This window comes from Paenibacillus suaedae, assembly GCF_032337355.1.
Taxonomy (GTDB): domain Bacteria; phylum Bacillota; class Bacilli; order Paenibacillales; family Paenibacillaceae; genus Paenibacillus_B; species Paenibacillus_B suaedae.
In genome coordinates this window covers 78,192-96,478 of the sequence record NZ_JAVYAA010000001.1, presented here as the reverse complement: position 1 = coordinate 96,478, position 18,287 = coordinate 78,192, and the positions used below count along the sequence as shown (strand labels likewise).

Below are 18,287 nucleotides of genomic sequence, written 5' to 3'. Positions count from 1 at the left end.
TTGCTGGCCTACTTGTTCGTAAGAGTTAGGAAGCCAACTTCGAACCCGTGTCGCAGCATATTCGTGACTTGAGCTTCACCAGGTACAGTCCAGGAAAAGCCTAATGCAGCAAGCGTAGATACCGTCCGTTCTGCAGTTAGCTCGAACGCTGTCAGCGCAGCGCCTTCATCCATCCACCCGTTATGCAGCATCACATTCTCGACTGCCTCAAGCTTCGCCCCCTGTTCATATTGCTCGAACAGATAGGATAGGAACTTCTCCATTGGCAGCTTCGCAACCTGAACATCATTCCGCCCAGCCAGCATTTCGGACATGCTGATCAGATGCGGATTATAGATATGGTAGATCTCATCATGCAGGGCAGGCTTGTCATGCAGTGTAATAATCGCACGGCTCACCTGATCTACGAAGGATAAGTCTGTATCCTGACCGGAATCAGGAACGGCCCCCAATTGGATGAAGGACTTCATCGTCTTGTAGAACGCATTGTCCTGAATATTTTCCTGGAACTGACCGCTCTCTGAGTGACATACAATGTTACCAACTCGGTAAATGTTCGTATGCAGCCCCTGCAGACGCGCCTGTTCTACCAATTGCTCCGCTTGGAATTTCGTCTTTACATAATAGTTGTCATGCACTTGTCCGATGTCCAAGTCATCCTCCGTGAAGAGAACGGATTCCTTGCCTTCAATCGTTCCCATCCCGACCGACATTGTAGAGACGTGGTGGAATCCCTTCTTCGTGCCGGTTGCTGCCAATTCCAACAAGCGCTCCGTCGCCGTAACATTGTTCAGTACGAATTCAGAATAGTGGCCATAATGCTTCACATTGGCCGCAGCATGGATGATGCATTCCACTTCATCTGCCAGCTTAGCATATTCGTGTTCAGCGAGTCCGAGATGTTCGTCACTCAAGTTCGCGTTAACGACTTCGATTCGATGTCCGTGCGTGTCTGTCAGTTCTGCACCGAAATAATAGGCCAGCTTCTCGTACAATCTGTGTCGAGCCTGCTCCGGAGATGTCCCTCGAACAATAGCAACCACCTTGCTGTCAGTGCAATGCAGAAGATCGCGAAGCAGGTAAGCACCCAAGTATCCTGTTGCACCTGTAAGGAGAACCTTAGCATAGTTCAACTGCTGCGATAGCTCTCGATTGTGATAAGCTTCGTTGCGGCTGCGGTACTGCATCCAAGCCTCCGTTACGGCCTTATCTTCCACGACCGCTACTTCTTCCGCATACATAGCACGAATTCGCTCCAGCTTATCCTTCATATGGTTCGGACGATACTTCATCCGCAATGCCAATTCTCGAATTGTCGGATATGCGAATACATCGCTGACGTCGACCTCGTATTCCTGCTTCAACTGCGCAACAAGTGTAATTGCCTTCAAGGAATGGCCGCCTAGCTCGAAGAAGTTGTCGCACACGCCGACCGTTGTTAGGCCAAGCAGCTCCTGCCATAGCTCGGCAAGCTTCATCTCCGTCTCACTGTCAGGCGCTACATAACCGGCTCCTGTCCACTCTTGCTTCGATGGCGCAGGGAGCTTCGCGCGATCGATCTTGCCGTTCGTTGTCAGCGGCATCTGATCGAGGAACGCATAGTAAGTCGGGATCATATAATCCGGCAAATGATCAAGCAGATGCTGACGAATATCTGCAGCTGTCACCGTACCTTCCGTTACAATGTACGCACAGAGCGCCTTTTGTCCTGGCGATTCCTCAATATCGGTAACGAGTGTTTCCTTCACGAGCTCATGAGTTCGGATTTGCGCTTCAATTTCACCAAGCTCCATGCGATATCCACGAATTTTCACTTGATGGTCTTTGCGTCCTAAGAACTCAACTGTTCCGTCCGGCAGCCAGCGAACAAGGTCGCCTGTCTTATACAGCTTCTCTCCAGCCTTGAACGGACTGTCGATGAACTTCTCGTTCGTCAAGTCCTCGCGATTCAAGTAACCACGCGCCACGCCATCGCCACCGACCCACAGCTCGCCCGCTACGCCAATCGGCTGCAGCTTGCCATAGTTGTTCACGACATAGGCTGTCGAGTTCGCAATCGGCGCCCCGATTGGGATCGATCCGTCCTGCTCCGCTGCAATATGGTGGCAGCAGGAGAAGGTCGTATTCTCTGTCGGTCCATATCCGTTCACGATTTGAATTGGCGCACAGGCATGAAGCACCCGGTAGATATGCTTCGGAGACAATACATCTCCGCCAACGAGCAATGTTCGCACAGGTTCGAATAAGCGCTCATTTTTCTCAACTAGCTGTGTGAATAACGGTGAAGTCAACCACATCATAGTGATGCCATGCCGCATAATCGCTTGTTCTAACTGCTCAGCATCCAAAATTGTCGGCTTGTCAACGAGTACAAGTCGAAGTCCGTTCAGAAGGGCTCCCCATATTTCAAATGTCGAAGCATCGAATACGAGAGAACCAGTCTGCAAAATGCGATCATCCTCTTGGAATGATACGAAATTCGTATTCTTCACAAGGCGAATCACGTTGCGATGGGTGACCATAACTCCCTTCGGCTTCCCTGTCGACCCCGATGTGTACATTAAGTACGCGATATGCTCAGGATTATTGAGATCATCTATGTTTTCCGTTGAATGTACAGCTAGTTCCGAATCCGTGAAACTGATGCTGCTCAGTCCTTCAGGCAATCGTTCAGCCAAATGGTCGCTTGCGAGTACGATATTAACACGGCTGTCCTCCAGCATATATTGAATCCGTTCCTGCGGATAATCTGGATCGATCGGCACGTAAGCACCGCCAGCCTTCAAGATTGCGAGTACACCGATAATCATTTCTGGTGTGCGCTCTGTGAACAGACCAACCGGCTGTTCAGCCTTCGTCCCATGCTTCTGCAAATAATGCGCCAAACGATTGGCCTCCGCATTCAGCTCCGCATAGGTAATTTCACGTTCACCAGACACAAGCGCAACGCGATCAGGCGTTACACGCACCTGTTCCTCGAACAGACTGTGTACAGTCGCATGGCGAGGATAGTCGGCAACCGTATTATTGAAGTGGTGCACGATTTTTTCCCGTTCCTGATCCGTAACCAGTTCAAGTTCTCCAATGCTGCATGACGGCTGCTGTGCCGCCTGCATAGCAAGCTGCTCGAAATGCCCTGCCATTCGTTCAACAGTTGCCCGTTTGAACAGCTTCGAACAGAATTCAAAGTTGCATTCGAGTTCCTCTTCACGCTCGATCGCCTCCAGCGTCAGGTCGAACTTCGATGTGCCGTTATGATAAGGCAGCTGTGTGAAGACGGCATCTCCTGCTTGAAGCGAAAGATCCCCCATGTTCTGCATGACGAATACGGTATCGAACAATGGATTGCGGCTTACATCCCGCTTCAGCTGCAGGCGTTCAACCAGGCTGTCGAGCGGGTAATCCTGATGCTCATAGGCAAGCAGAAGCGTATCCTTCATCTCATTCAAATAAGCAGCAAAGGCCTTGCCGCCCTCAGGGAAGCTGCGAATCGGCAAGGTGTTGACGAACATGCCCATCATTCGATCTACATCAGTATGTGTTCGAGCAGCAATCGCACAGCCGACAATCATATCCTCCTTGTCCACATATTTGGACAAGAGCACATTATATACCGACAACAGCACCATATAGAGTGTAGTTCCTTGACGGAGAGCCAGTTGCTTCAAGCCTTCCACCGTCTTGGCAGACAATGCTATACGCACCATATCGCCTTCAAATGACTGCACATTCGGACGAATATAATCGTACGGAAGATCCAGCAGTGGGATGTCCCCTTCAAGCACACTCAGCCAATACTGTTCATGTGCTTGTTCATCTTGTACACGTGTGGACTGCCATTCCGCATAGTCCTTATATTGCAGCTTGATTGGAGCCAGCTCCTCGCCCTTATAGAGTGCAGCCAGTTCTTCAGCAAACACACTGAGCGAGGTTCCGTCGAAGACGATATGGTGAATATCCAGCATCAGTATGTAGCTGTCTGCTGCCACTTTCGCAATCGCAGCACGTAGAAGCGATTGCTCCTCCAACTGGAATGGACGGACGAATTCATTCGCCAGTTCAGCAGCAGTACGGCCCTCGGCCTCTATAATCGGCACATCGAATGCAACTGTCTCATGCACCTTCTGTACGATCTGTTCCTCTTCCCAATGGAATGAAGTACGGAATGCTTCATGGCGCTCTACGATTTGGTGTAGAGCCTTCTTCAGGCGGCCGGTATCCAATTGGCCATTCACTTCGTACACGAGTGGAATGTTATAGGCCATGCCAACTCCGCCCCGCTGTTGCAGCGCGAACATACGCGTCTGTGCTGGCGCGAGATGATAATGCGCCTTCTTCTCGGCTGGCGTTATCGATTCGTATTGTTCTTGCGCTCCTTCGTCGATAATTGCAGCAAGCTTGCCGACATATGGATTCGAGAACAATTCCTTGAAGGACAACGAGATATGGAAGTCAGCTGCGATGCGTGCTTGCAGCTGTGCCAGCTTCAACGAATGCCCGCCAATCTCGAAGAAGTGATCCGCTGTGCCAATTGGAGAGATGCCAAGCAGTTCCTCCCAAATCGCCGCAAGCTTTTTCTCCGTATCCGTTACTGGAGCTTGATATTCGGTAGATATGCGCTCCTGCTTCTCCGGCTGAGGCAGCTTGGCCCGATCAATCTTGCCGTTGATCGTAAGCGGCATGCGCTCCAAGAACATGAAGTATGCCGGCACCATGAACTCAGGCAAATGCGAAGACAAGTACTCGCGCATTGTACGCGATGTCATGCCTTCTTCCGCTACTATATAAGCACAAAGGGCCTTCTGGCCAGGCGACTCTTCAAAAGCTGCAACCAGCGCTTCCGTTACTTGCTCGTGCGTATGAATCTGCGCTTCAATCTCACCGAGCTCCATGCGATAGCCGCGAATCTTCACTTGATGATCTTTGCGTCCGACGAATTCCAAGTTGCCATCTGGCAGCATGCGCACAAGGTCACCTGTTTTATAGATTCGTTCGCCAGCTACGAATGGACTATCCGCGAACTTCTCACGCGTCATCTCATCCTTATTCAAGTAGCCGCGTGCTACGCCTTCACCGCCGACCCACAGCTCTCCTACAGCGCCAATCGGCTGCAGCATGCCGTAATCATTTACAACATAAGCAGTTGAGTTCGTAATTGGCGTACCGATAGGAATTGTCCCGTCTCCCTCTTCCTTCATCAGATAAGAAGTAGAGAAGGTTGTATTTTCAGTAGGACCATAAATATTCGAAATCTCAATCGGTGCACAGTCCTTAGCCGCTCGATAGAAGTGCTTTGGCGACATCAGCTCTCCACCGACGAGCAATTGGCGAAGCGGCGCAAATATGCGCGGATTGCGATCAACCAATTGAATGAACAGCGCCGTCGTCAAGAACATAATCGTTACCTGATGGCGGATGAGCGCTTGCTCCAGCTGCTCAGCGTCCAGTATCGTCGTCTTATCGATGAGCACGAGCCCTAAGCCATTCAACAAGGAGCCCCAGATTTCAAAGGTTGAGGCATCGAAGACAAGCGATCCCGTCTGCAAAATACGGTCGCCTTCGCCAAACTTCACATAATTCGTGCGCTTTACTAGGCGAATGACATTGCGATGAGTAACCATGACGCCCTTAGGTCTTCCTGTCGAACCGGACGTGTAAATGATATATATAAGATCTTCTGGCTGATTCACAGATACCAGATTATCGCTAGATTCATCAGCAAGGCTCGGGTCGTCCATATGAACCTGCTCGATGGTATTCGGCAAATCTATATCTGACGATCTGCTAGTCAGTACCAGCTTCGTACGACTGTCTTCCAGGACATATTGAATGCGATCCTGAGGGTGATCAGGATCAAGTGGAACATAAGCTCCTCCCGCCTTGAGAATCGCTAAGATACCGACAACCATCTCTGCACTTCGCTCTGCCATAATACCAACAGACTGTTCCCGATTGATGCCAAGCTTCCGCAGCCTGCGCGCCAATTGATTCGCACGAGCATTCAACTCGCAATAGGTCAACTCGCGATCATCTTCGATAACAGCTACTCGATCCGGATGCAGCTGAGCCTGTTCCTCGAACAGCGCCTGAACCGTGAATGTATGAGGATATTCAGCTCGCGTCTGATTCATCCCCTCAATTAACTGGCGCTTGTCCTGCTCTGTCAGCATTTCCAGCTCGCCAATACGCTTCTGAGGATGCTTCACAGCTTCATCCAGCAGCTGCAAGAAGTACTCACCCAGCTTGTCTACTGTCGATAACTGGAACTGATTTTCCTTGTAATACATTGTGAACATCGGTAATGCGCCCGTTCCAGCAGCATGCTGAATGCAGCCGTGCAGGTCACATACCTGCTCTCCCTCTGGAAGCACGGGCCGAACATCTTCTCCGTACCAGCAATACGTTGCCACATCACTGTCAGAAGCTATTTCAGAGCAAGTCAGGTTACGTCCTTCTGCGCAAGCCGACAAGCTGTTATGAATATTCATAATTCCTTGCAAGGTTACGTCATCCTGACTGACTACGGTATGGTTTGCATTGCCGTGTCCCGCTTGAACGGCATGAAGAGTTACTTGCTGCGAGTTGTAGAACCGGGACAACAGCGTTGCCCACGCACTGAACATGACGGATTCCAACTTGACCGAATGCTCGGCCGAATGCTTCTTCAGAAGACGCATTGTCTCTTCAGGCAGCTCGATAGAATGTACGTCATAGCCTGCCAATCGTTCTACTGTTAATTCCATGAAAGCCAATTCTCGTCCTCTCCTTTGTACGATCCAACCCATTTCGTAAACCTATGAGTCAACTGCTCCCATGTGATGTACTCTATTTGCTTGGCAAATTCCATATGCTGTGCGCACACAGTCATACTATAGCCTGTTACAGGAACGACATATTGCTTTACATAATTATGATCAACATTCCATAATTGATTATGTTGTATAGGTACAGCTGTCTCCTGCACAATCTCGAATGTGCTGGGAGGCAGGCTGAGACCCGTTCCTAATGCCTTCAGAACACTTTCCTTAGCCGTCCATATGTAAAAAAACAATTCCTGACGCGCACGACTGTCGTTCGTATTTGCAAGCAATTCCAACTCACGCGGCGAGCATATCAGCCTAGCCACGTCCATGTTCCATTCTCCTGCTTGCTCAATATCAATCCCGATTGGCGCTTCATCCAATGCCACTGCTATGAACGCACCGGCGTGAGAGATGTTGAAAAATACTGGATCACCCTCCACATATGGCTTGCCGAAGGGATGAGTGTGAATAACAAGTTCGTTATTCGAACATTTCAAGGTTCGACATAGCAGCATGCGGGCCAATATGTCAGCCGCAACCGTGCAATAAAAATCTTCACGGTTCCGAAGTCTATCTAACCTTTTGTATTTTTCAGGTGTAACGAACGGGATAAATCGATCCATCAATGAATCTATGTCTTCGTAGGAAGTACACTCGTCCCATTTTAGCAACACAATTTCCATCATTTACCCCAGCTTCTGTGCGCAAAAAAAAGGCCATTCTGCATAGCCTTGTCACCGAATAACCGTTGTGTAGTTACCGCAACATTAATGGCAACCCGGCCGCCGTAATCCGTGAAGATGTTAGGCCCGCGGCTTTGCGTCCTCATCTTTCGAAGAGTTTGCCTTTCAATCCTGATGTTGTTCTTCTTGATGTATCCATTGCGTGTTGCAGATCGATTATCAGGCAAGAATGTCATAGCAATGTTACGCACTAGTTCTTGTGACATGTATCGCGTGAATAGGTCTAAAGTACATATTACATATCAGCATGTTGGACGGTCGCATCCCCTATCCAACTCAAGACCCATATTTTATATCGGTTGCTCGAATGAAAAGATTAATACTTTTTCATAACACTTTTCAATTTTTCGACACGAAAAATCATTTTTTGTCATTTTGTAGTCATTTTCAAGGTTGTTTCACCCTATTTCCGACAAAAACACCCCTATCCTCTCCATCCTTGCTCCCATAGATTCGTGCAATTCCCTCCAACTGCTCGACACATTTGTCGATTTTCCTATAGAGCCACTACTGCTTAGCCCCCCTCTCCCCTACCAATTACCTAATAGACAACACTGAAGTCATTTCTTACTCATTACACAACTCTCTTGTACTCTTGGTGATACATAAAAAGCCTCGGAAATCATTCCGAGGCTCTTATTGAATGCCATCTATCTATCTTCTCTATTTCACATCATGGGGATTAATATCCGTCACCAACTGTCATTTCATTGGATGCGGTGGACAGTGCATTCACTGTTGCATTGCGCCCATCCGCTACGGACATAACGAATACTTTATAGGCAACGCCGCTGCGAATTGGATTTCCATATGCATCATTATTGGACAGCGAGAATATGGTTGAACCATCGTCTGTTACTCTAACCAATCTATAATTACTTCCTGCCACACGATTTGCCTGATCCAGGTCGAATGAACCCGCTGAACCGGAAGGAACGGCCATCACTGCATAATAGGCAATCCCGCTGTCGTTGCTTGGCTTCCAGAAGGAGGCCTTGAAGTCATTCCCCCCTTCTCTTGTCAAAAACACATTCGTAGGTGCCTGCACGGATTGATCTACCAAGGCAAATTCACCAGAAGGCGAAGACAAGGCATTCGAGGAGCCGCTTCTATTGTCAGCTACCGTAAGCACAAATACCCGGTAAGCAACACCTTTTTGAATGTCGTTGCCTTGAACATCCCGCAAGCCGCTTGTTAGCGATTGTCTTACATAGCCACTCTGATTCCCAACCCGAATGTAGCTGGATGATCTCACCTGTCCCGCACTATATGCGTCGAATGCATAGGACTGATCTGCGCGGACGACCATAATACGGTATTCATTTACGTACGAATTACTGGATGGTGCATTAAAGCCTACTTCAATGTCGCTGGCATTACCGTTTTTGCCAATAATCTTCGCTTCTACATTCGTCACAACATCAACCGAAGCGTTGCCTTTAAGCGTAACCTCTGGGGATGGAGCAGACAATGCATTGTTTGCTTGATTATTGGAGCTCACAGTCAGAACAAATACCCGGTAGCTGTTGCCGTTGCGAATCGGTGCTCCATCTACATCTCTTGCATCCGCATCGAATACATGCGACAAGCTACTGCCACTCCGATACACGACAGCTGAGTTCCAATTATTAACTCGATTGGCCTCTGTTAGATTAAAACGGCTTGCATTGGAAGACTTCACAACCATGACGCGATAATGGTTCACATTCGATTCATCTGCAGCACGGTTGAATGTTACACTCAGGTTCCGTCCATCATTGTAGTTTCCACCCAAACTGCTTGCCGATACGTTCGTTGCAGGGTACACCGTCGAATTGTTAGACAACGTAATCGTATCTGAGGAGCTGGACAGGGAATTCACATAACTGCCGCGTCCAACAGAAAGCACATATACTTGGTAGCTGGTTCCGTTACGGATCAGGTCCCCATCTACGTCTCTCGCAGTAGAGCTCAGCTTGAGGCTAACGTCTCTGCCATTCGGGTTCATCGACGTATAATTGTAGCTGGATACGTTGTTCGCTTCGGATACATCAAAGCGGTACGATCTGCTCGTCTTCACAACCATAATTCGATACTGGCTAATATTCGATTCATCCGAGGCCCGGTTGAAGGTAACCATCATATCGCGGCCGTCATTATAATCTCCGACATCGCTTACTCTTACATTGGAAGCACTGTACACCGTTGAGTTATTCGAAATATTGATGGAATCAGATGCGCCCGACAATGCATTGTAATCAGAGTTGCTATTCGAAACTGACATGACGAACAGACGGTACGTTTCCCCTCTGCGGATTAGTGAGCCATTCACATCACGCATATTAGATGGCAATGTTGAAGTAATGCTATAGCCATTCTTCGAGACATCATAATAATTGCTAGATGAAACCCGGTTTGCTTCAGTCAAATCAAAGCGATAAGCATCCGAATATTTCACTGCAAAAATCCGGTAGTAGCTTACGCGCGATTCATCGGAGGAGCGATTAAAGCTGATCTGAATATCGCGTCCATCTCCATAATTGCCCACTTGGCTAACCTTCGTAATCACTGGAACACCAGCTGATTGTCCAAGCGTGAACGAGGATGAGCCGGAGGACAGCTTGTTGGCATACGAGCTCGTATTGCTTACAGATACTACAAATACGGTATAAGACACATTATTGCGGATATATTCACCTGATGTATCTCTTGCCGTCGAACTCAAGGTTGTCGTCAACGTCGAGTTGCTAGACTTCGATACGGTCGTGTAATTTTGGCTGGAGACGCGGTCTGCTTCATAAGCATCGAAACGAGATGCATCCTTCGTTTTAACGACCATAATCCGATAATTTTGAATTTGGCTGTCGTTAGAAGGACGGGAGAAGCTGACCTGCATATCGCGGCCGTCGTTATAATTCGCCACATTGCGCACTTGCACATTCGTTGCCGCCGCAACCGCATTGTCGCCTAACGTAAAGGTTGAAGATGGGTTCGAGAGCACCTGTTGGTTGCTCGTTCTGCTCACTGACAATACATAAGCTTCATACTTCACATTCGTGCGGATGTAGTCTCCATCTACGTCACGTGCTCGGGAATCCAATCTGACTACAGGATCGTCACCGCTCTTGTTCACTACGGTATAATTGTTGGAAGATACCGAACGAGCCTTGTTCAAATTAAAGGAGTTCGACGCTTTAACAATCATGACGCGATATTGATCAAGGTTATTTTCATACTGTTCCTTGGAGAAGCTGACACGAATATCGCTGGCATCTCCGGATTGGCCTGAGATCTGTGTTGTCACATAATTGACGCCTCTAAGATTGCCGGAGTAGTCGGGCTCATCTGGGTATGTTGGACGATCCGGGTACGTTGGGCGATCCGGGTATGTCGGCGAACTTCCAGAAGTCACGCGAACGACTCTCGTTTTGTCGTCATAGTTGATTGTGGCGCCCAATGCTTCACTTACGAAGCGTACCGGAACCATCGTTTTTGCATTCATTATTCTAGATGGAACATCCATATAGACAGTTCTTCCATTGACCGTTGCCGCTTTGGAGCCTATTGTTAAAATTACAGAGGATCCTCCCTTGTAAGCTGTCACCTTCTTCGTCTTCGTTGCCCCATCGAAGCTTACACTGGCACCGAGCGCCTGGAAAATATCCGCCATCGGCAGCAGCACACGGCCTTGCGTGTACACAGCATCTGTTCCAACTTTGTTACCGTTCACATAGACGGTGTAAGCAGGCGCTGCTTGCGCTGGTGCAGGCGTTACCATCGTAAAGCCGAGTGCCACAGCAACAAAACCTGATACTAGTTTCTTCACTTTCTCATCCTCCTAAGTTGCAATCATATCCAAGCCTAAAATTACCACCTTCAACTTAGATGCATCAAACAAGGAAAATGTTTCATACTCCTTTATAATTTTTTTAAATTGTGACAAAATTGTGTCAAACCATCATTCACCGATTCCATAATCAATGAAAAAAGCCGTTGGAACAAGGCTAATTATGGCCTTGTTCCAACGGCTTCATTACTTTACTCAATCATGTGTATTACTTCGGATCATCTAGCCACTCCTTGCTATGATCAGCGAATCGCTGAAGCTCGCCAACTAATAAGCCTGCATGATACCCGTCGTATACCGCATGATGCAGCTACAAGGATACGAGCAGCAGGACTCTACACGTTTTCTCGAAATACTTTTCAAATGTGATGATCGGCAACAAATACGTTCCCTCATTGAACACATTCAAATTGAATGTACATCAAGATATAGATCAGTCCAACTGCTGCGAGCTGCGCGTCATGGCCACACTCGACTCTCTAACAATGAGACGAGGCTCAAACTGCACTCGTTCATATACACCGCGCTTCTGTTCGATGATCCGGTTAAGCAGCAGCTCGGTAGCTACTCTGGCAACCTCTGCTCCCATGATCGACACAGAGCTAAGCCGCGGTGTCGTAATTGTTCCCCACAAAATATTATCAATGCCAACAATCGCAATGTCTTCGGGCACGCGGATCCCCAATTCCTTGAATCGGTTCAGCAGTCCCATCGCAATCATGTCATTGCCCGCATAGATCGCATCCGGCATTTTCGTTAGACCTGCGAAATAATCGGCTGCCTTCAATCCCGTTTGCATCGAGAAATCATCTCCGAGATAGACCAGAGAGCTATCTACTTGCGGGAGGGCATCCTCGTAGGCAAAGAAACGCTCCTCAATGATATGCTTCGGCGCACCTGCGTACGCAATCCGCGTCCGGCCTATGTTCATGAAATGCTCCATGACAAGTTTACCCTCTTGCGTAGATAGACTAACGATGTCCGCCTTCACATCGTCACCGAGCTTCTTCCCATAGTTAATAACGGAGACTGGAATGCTCGATTTATTAATCAAGTCGGGCAGCGTTGCAGGGTAAGCTAGCGGCAGGACAATCAGGCCGTCTACATGAAGCTTCTTCACTTCCCTGAGTATTTCAAGCTCTGCTCGTGCATTCCCTAATGTATTGATCTGAACGACTCGGTAGTCGTAATTTTTGGCCGCCTGCTCGACGGAATAGGCAATCTCCGGAACGAAGGCATTGCGAATATCGGGAACAGCTAGCGCAATTTGCTTCGTCTGCCGTACCTTAAGACTGCGCGCGAAGGAGTTCGGCACGAAGCCCAGCTCTTCAATCGCCTGCATTACCTTGGCCTTCGTCTTCGGACTAATGCCATCTGCGTCATTGATTGCACGCGATACGGTTGCCAATCCGACCCCTGCTCGCTGTGCAACGTCCTCGATCGTGACTTTTCTCTGAACCACTGCTACATCTTCCTCCCGTTACAAATGGAATTGCTTCCACCAATCCAATCAATCCATATTCTGTATCATACCATCTGCATTCACATTATTCACCTGATCTTCCTGCAACAAAAGACTGTGATTGACATCACGCTGAGAGTGTGACATATTTAATATCGGAAACGTTTCCGAAAATATTTTCCCGTTTCCATTTCATACAGTATTTCATTTCTATACTTCTGGGGAGATGAGCACATGAAAGCATTAAGATGGCATGGCGTCAAAGATTTGCGCGTGGAAAACATTGCAGAACCAGCAGCCGGCAAAGGCAAAGTGAAAATTAAAGTCGAATGCTGCGGCATCTGCGGCAGCGACTTGCATGAATATACGGCAGGACCGATCTTCATTTCAGATAGCACTCCCCATCCTCTAACTGGAGAGAAAGCTCCAATCGTTATGGGACATGAATTCTCTGGACAGATCGTCGAGATCGGAGAAGGTGTAACCAAATTCCAGAAGGGTGATCGCGTTGTTGTAGAGCCGATCTTCGCATGCGGTGAATGTGAAGCCTGCAAGCAAGGCTTGTATAACCTCTGCGACAAGATGGGATTCCTTGGTCTCGCTGGCGGCGGTGGAGGCTTCTCCGAATATGTAGCAGCAGACGAGCACATGGTGCATAAGATTCCAGATAGCGTTTCTTACGAGCAAGGCGCGCTTGTTGAACCTTCCGCAGTAGCTCTCTATGCAGTTCGTCAAAGCAAGCTTCAAGTTGGGGATCGTGCAGCCGTATTCGGTACAGGCCCAATTGGACTGCTTGTTATCGAAGCATTAAAGGCTGCCGGCGCATCGGAGATCTATGCAATTGAACTGTCCGAGCAGCGTAAGCAAAAAGCAGCAGAACTCGGAGCCATTGTACTTGATCCTTCGCAAGTCGATGTCGTGAAGGAGCTTCGCGAACGGACAGGCGGCGGCGTGGATGTCGCTTATGAAGTAACGGGAGTTCCTGCTGTACTGAACAATGCCATTGATGCAGCCAAGCTCGGCGGTGAAGTGATGATCGTCAGCATTTTCGAGCGAGAAGCTACTATTAAACCGAATGCAATTGTAACGAAGGAACGCACAATGAAAGGCATCATCGGTTACCGCAACGTATTTCCTGCGGTTATCAAATTGATGGAGCAAGGCTACTTCCCAGCAGAGAAGCTGGTAACGAAGCGCATCCAATTGGATGAAGTCGTTGATCATGGCTTCGAGGCGCTCTTGAAAGAGAAAAACCAAGTAAAGATTATGGTGAAGCCGCAATAATCCGTAAACAAAAACACGAAGGCTTAGGGCGCTTCAAAGTCATACTGAAATAAAACAAAAGATCGAGTCAGGGGTTAATCAGCTCCCCCTTGCTCGATCTTTTCTCCATCATAATGCCGTTCTCAACAGCAAGACGGTAAAACATACGATCATTGATACCACTGCAAGATGCCACCATTTGTACATCATAATGATACCGATATACTCGCGGATGAACGCACTTGGCATGTAATATCTTGCTGTCTTCGCGCCAACACCCTCACACTTCTTCAATCCCGCGAGCCGCGCATAAATGCTTGCCCGAAATACATGATAGTTGTTCGTGACGAAGATGCTTTTATGATCGGGTTTCATCTCGTCCATAATGGCCTTCGAGAACAGCATATTTTGCATCGTGTTGCGAGATTTGTCCTCCATAAGCACGTCCTGCTCTGGAACTCCCTTCGCCACGATATATTTCTTCATTGCCTCTGCTTCACTAAGCAATTCATCCGGCCCTTGGCCGCCCGACACGATAATTTTAGGCACTTGATGATACTTCATATATTGTTCAATGCTTTTATCCAAACGTGACGCTAGAAGCGGCGGGACTCGTTCCCCTCCGATTAGACCAGAGCCAAGCGCGATGATGAAATCGGGCTTGTACCATATTTTCCAGTAATGATAGAAGATCGCATACGCCAGAAAGCTGACGAATACAAAGGAAAAGTACATGAAGATGAGCAGCGTCCCGAGATAAAAAACAGCAAATTTATCATTATACGAAATAAAGAAAATGTAGAAAAACATGCCGATCATCGCAAAGATCAGGAGACTTAATAATAATGACAACATATTCGCAAGCTTCTTGCTTTCCTTCTTCAGCATAATTCGTCCGTTAAGCAGCAAATATATACTCACAAACAGTACGCTCAAAGGAATAGAGGCAAGGATAACCGCGGCTATAATTAAGTTCACCCACGGAATCTGGTTAGAAAAGGCCACCACATCCAAGAATAAATTTGCTACAGCCGCCATGAACAGGAATGAAAGACTGATCCGTCTTTTTTCCCTGATAAATAAAAAAACAAAAAGCCCAAATAGAATCAAACTAAAAAAGCTCATCATACACTCCCTTTCCAACCTTACTATTGTAAGCAATTCATTCCTTTTTGCAACCCTTTTCCCCCGTTCATTATTGAAATGGATCACGATGAGACATTCATGGCTTTGCCAACGGTTAACAGGATGCAGATAATCCCAGCAATCCTCCGCCCAGAAATAAAACAAGCCGATTCCTTCACAATAGAAGAATCGGCTAGCATAAACTCATTTTGTATAGAATTCGTTTACTTTCTCTAGTATTTCTTTGAAGTATGGAATATTAAATCGATTTATTAAGCCTTTAGATCCCATGTAAAAGCTGAATCGCCCTTTTTCGCCTAGAAGTTCCTTGAACTTATCAACTGTCTGGTCATACCTTTCTCTTTTCCCTGTATCGGTAAAATACCCTGAATCAATCTCCATTTGAATTCCGATTTTCGTTTTATCTAAATGGTTCTTAGCAATCAGTCTACCGCCGTCCCCATATACTCTTCCTTCTCTTACGCTATCGTAAATCGGCTGCAAATTTATTTTGTAGTCTTTGTCAAAATAATAGTGGGGTTGAATATACACATCATCAAAGATCATTGTCTCGTCCACGATGTATGCAATTGTTTCCACTATTTTTTCCCTATGAGGGCCAAATCCATAATATGGAGCCCATGCAAAAGAAGTAGCTCCGTCTACGTCGTCACTGTTCTTTATATACTCCGAAAGTTTTTCCAACAACTGAATTTGCGATTGATTTTTAAGTTGCGAGTAGCTGTAATTTTGAGTCCCGTAGAAGTATATGGCTTCGTTTGGATAATAAAATCCCGTTACCGAGTCCCAATTTGGACCAAGCTTTCGTTTTAACTCCTTTATATAGCTTACATATTCATCGAATAACTGATCAACATTTAACTTGCTTGAGACATCGTGTGCTGGCAGAGAAACAAGCACTTTATATTCGCTGTTCGTGTCCACGATTGTCTGAACCGTTTCATTTATATCATCAATCATATTTCTCTCTTTATAATTGTCAATTTTGTTTGTCTTATTATCTATCGCAATAACAAATTGCTTCACCATATCCAAACGTTCAAGCTCTGCCGATTCATATGGAATGTACCGTTGACTGTCCCCAAAATGACCGCTGTATAAAAACACCATATTACTTGCTGACAGGTCACTTCGAGCCATCGCAATGCTATCCATTTCATTCTCTTCAACGCCTTTTGCCGCTCTAATCACTGGTGTCGAGAACAAATTGACGAATAAACTTAAGGCAAACGTAATCGTCAGCACCCCTGCAAACCAAGCCTTTCTTTTCTTTGCTGGCTTCGTGTTCATAACATCGACTCCTTCGTTTAGTAGTTTCACAACAATTCACTTAATCCCCTTTATGAACCATTTAATTGTTTCTACAGAAGCATACAAGGAGTTACGAGACTCTGGAACTAGACAATGATGACAATATTCGGTTGAAAAATTACATTCAGCACTAGAGTAATATTTATTTCTTTACACTGCTTGGCGTTACGCCCCAGTATTTACGGAATATTTTAGTAAAATAGCTGACGTCTCGATATCCGATCATGGCGGCAGCATCATACACTCTCGCCCCATTCATCAACGCCGTCCTCGCCCGTTCCATCTTGCGTTCCAGAACATATGAGGTAAATGACATTCCTATTTCTTGCTTGAATAAGCGACTTAAATAGGAGGCGTTCACATAAAAACGATCAGCGATCGTATGCAAGGTAAATTCCTGATCCTGTTCCGCCTCAAGCAGCTCGATAATCGCTTGAACAGTGGTATGGGTAACCTTCCTGTCATGGCTCTCTGCATATGTGATTATGCTTCTTACAGTACGATGCAATACATCGTACATATGCTCTGGCGTCGTCAGTGATTGTACATTCGAGAGAAAATCGAAATCCGCTCCTGTCACATCCTGTACAGACCATCCGCGTTTGCGGATAAAGAGCGTCAACACGCCAACGATGTACATTAACTGTTCCATCATGATTTCATACGAAGCAGAGTTGTTCTTCGCCGCCTCGCACATGTTCGAAATCATTCGCATGGCAAGTTCTTGATCCAGCGTCTCCAATGCCATCTCTAGCTGCTTGTCCTCGTGCTCGTAATCCGGACGATTATTGAACTCAGCTTGGAGCGGCTCATCATATGGAATTGCGATTCCCGTTCCATAGACGACCCGATTTTGCAGCGCCTTTTTGGCTTGAATATATAATGGCAGCAATTCGTCTATCTTTCCGGTTCCTCCACTAATTCCCGCGCTTACGACAATGCCAAGACATTGCTTGATGTTGCGAATGAGCTTCTCCATCGCCACGTGAATCCCGAGCATCTGCTGCGGAGTATGTTCCAGCGCTCCCGTATTCCCTATCACAATAATGGTTTTATCCTCTTCCGTGCATACATAAAAATCAGGAGTCGGCAGTATATCTCGAATAACATGCACGAGATTATCCAGGGTCATGCCATCTTCATTGCCGGAACAGACATATTCGTCCACGTCCAGAACGATTACCGCATAACGAGATTCCATGTCTATATGAAGCCCTAATGAAACACAGGAAGCTTCCAGCTCTTCTATCTGATACCGTCCATATGCTAGATTGCGAATCGTATGCTGATGCAGGACGGGGAGGTACTGCGTCCATTGCTCCTGCATCATTAGTTGACGCGTTCGCTCCATCAACTCTGCTTGAATGCATCGGGCTGCATCCGTTACAGCCTGGAGAATGTCCATTTCAGCAGCAGGCTTGAGCAAATACTTGTATACGCCAAGCTCCACCGCCGTCTGCGCATAGGAAAAATTGTCATGACCGCTTAAAATGATGATTTTCGTGTTCGAATAAGCCCGAGCCACTTGACTCGCCAAGGAAAGACCGTCCATTTCGGGCATTTGAATATCCATTAAAATAATATCGGGCTGCTTCATTTGTATCTGAGCGAGAGCTTCAGCACCGTTATTCGCCGACCCTACTACTTCGATATCGTGTTCTTCCCAGGGCATGTGAAGCAGATTTTGCAAAAATCTAATTTCATCTTCTACAATAAGAAGATTCAAGCGATCC

The 18,287-nt window shown here is 47.1% G+C and carries 9 protein-coding genes and 1 riboswitch; of the genes, 1 reads left to right on the top strand and 8 read right to left on the bottom strand.

The annotated features are described in order from the left end of the window. Window positions 1-8: 8 nt before the first annotated feature. The 5 genes from RQP50_RS00430 to RQP50_RS00415 all read right to left on the bottom strand — a co-directional run bounded on the left by RQP50_RS00430 (window position 9) and on the right by RQP50_RS00415 (window position 12,834). A complete protein-coding gene (locus RQP50_RS00430) occupies window positions 9-6,752 on the bottom strand; it encodes an amino acid adenylation domain-containing protein (protein ID WP_449411925.1) in 6,744 nt (2,247 codons plus the stop codon). Continuing rightward, window positions 6,734-7,489, bottom strand: coding sequence for a 4'-phosphopantetheinyl transferase family protein (locus RQP50_RS00425; RefSeq protein ID WP_251488954.1), 756 nt, complete (start codon window positions 7,487-7,489; stop codon window positions 6,734-6,736). Before RQP50_RS00425 ends, RQP50_RS00430 begins: the two co-directional genes overlap by 19 nt. A gap of 83 nt (window positions 7,490-7,572) precedes the next feature. Next, window positions 7,573-7,659: riboswitch (cyclic di-GMP riboswitch) on the bottom strand. Window positions 7,660-8,228: 569 nt separating this feature from the next. Continuing rightward, entirely contained in the window at window positions 8,229-11,351 is a 3,123-nt protein-coding gene (locus RQP50_RS00420; protein WP_315742384.1) for a copper amine oxidase N-terminal domain-containing protein, read from the bottom strand. Window positions 11,352-11,682: 331 nt separating this feature from the next. Next, on the bottom strand, window positions 11,683-11,781 hold the full coding sequence (locus RQP50_RS29235) for a hypothetical protein (RefSeq protein ID WP_394358335.1): 99 nt from the start codon (window positions 11,779-11,781) through the stop codon (window positions 11,683-11,685). A gap of 24 nt (window positions 11,782-11,805) precedes the next feature. Then, window positions 11,806-12,834, bottom strand: a complete 1,029-nt coding sequence (locus RQP50_RS00415) for a LacI family DNA-binding transcriptional regulator (RefSeq protein WP_065290095.1) — start codon at window positions 12,832-12,834, stop codon at window positions 11,806-11,808. Between the two features lie 234 nt (window positions 12,835-13,068). On the opposite strand from RQP50_RS00415, the gene RQP50_RS00410 reads away from it, so the two are divergent. Further along, on the top strand, window positions 13,069-14,118 hold the full coding sequence (locus RQP50_RS00410) for a 2,3-butanediol dehydrogenase (protein ID WP_315742382.1): 1,050 nt from the start codon (window positions 13,069-13,071) through the stop codon (window positions 14,116-14,118). A 108-nt stretch (window positions 14,119-14,226) separates the two neighbouring features. On the opposite strand, the gene RQP50_RS00405 is transcribed toward RQP50_RS00410, so the two are convergent. The 3 genes from RQP50_RS00405 to RQP50_RS00395 form a co-directional block, all read right to left on the bottom strand. Further along, window positions 14,227-15,018 carry a YdcF family protein gene (locus RQP50_RS00405; protein WP_315742380.1) on the bottom strand — a complete coding sequence of 264 codons (792 nt, stop codon included), beginning with the start codon at window positions 15,016-15,018 and terminating at the stop codon, window positions 14,227-14,229. A gap of 408 nt (window positions 15,019-15,426) precedes the next feature. Then, window positions 15,427-16,533, bottom strand: a complete 1,107-nt coding sequence (locus RQP50_RS00400; RefSeq protein WP_315742377.1) for a hypothetical protein — start codon at window positions 16,531-16,533, stop codon at window positions 15,427-15,429. A 163-nt stretch (window positions 16,534-16,696) separates the two neighbouring features. Beyond that, complete coding sequence (locus tag RQP50_RS00395) at window positions 16,697-18,280, bottom strand: response regulator transcription factor (RefSeq protein ID WP_315742375.1); 1,584 nt, start codon at window positions 18,278-18,280, stop codon at window positions 16,697-16,699. Window positions 18,281-18,287: the final 7 nt, after the last annotated feature.

Coding starts and splice junctions, on each gene's coding strand:
- RQP50_RS00425 (WP_251488954.1), bottom strand. CDS start 7,489: ATGATGGAAATTGTGTTGCTAAAATGGGACGAGTGTACTTCCTACGAA.
- RQP50_RS00410 (WP_315742382.1), top strand. CDS start 13,069: ATGAAAGCATTAAGATGGCATGGCGTCAAAGATTTGCGCGTGGAAAAC.
- RQP50_RS00400 (WP_315742377.1), bottom strand. CDS start 16,533: ATGAACACGAAGCCAGCAAAGAAAAGAAAGGCTTGGTTTGCAGGGGTG.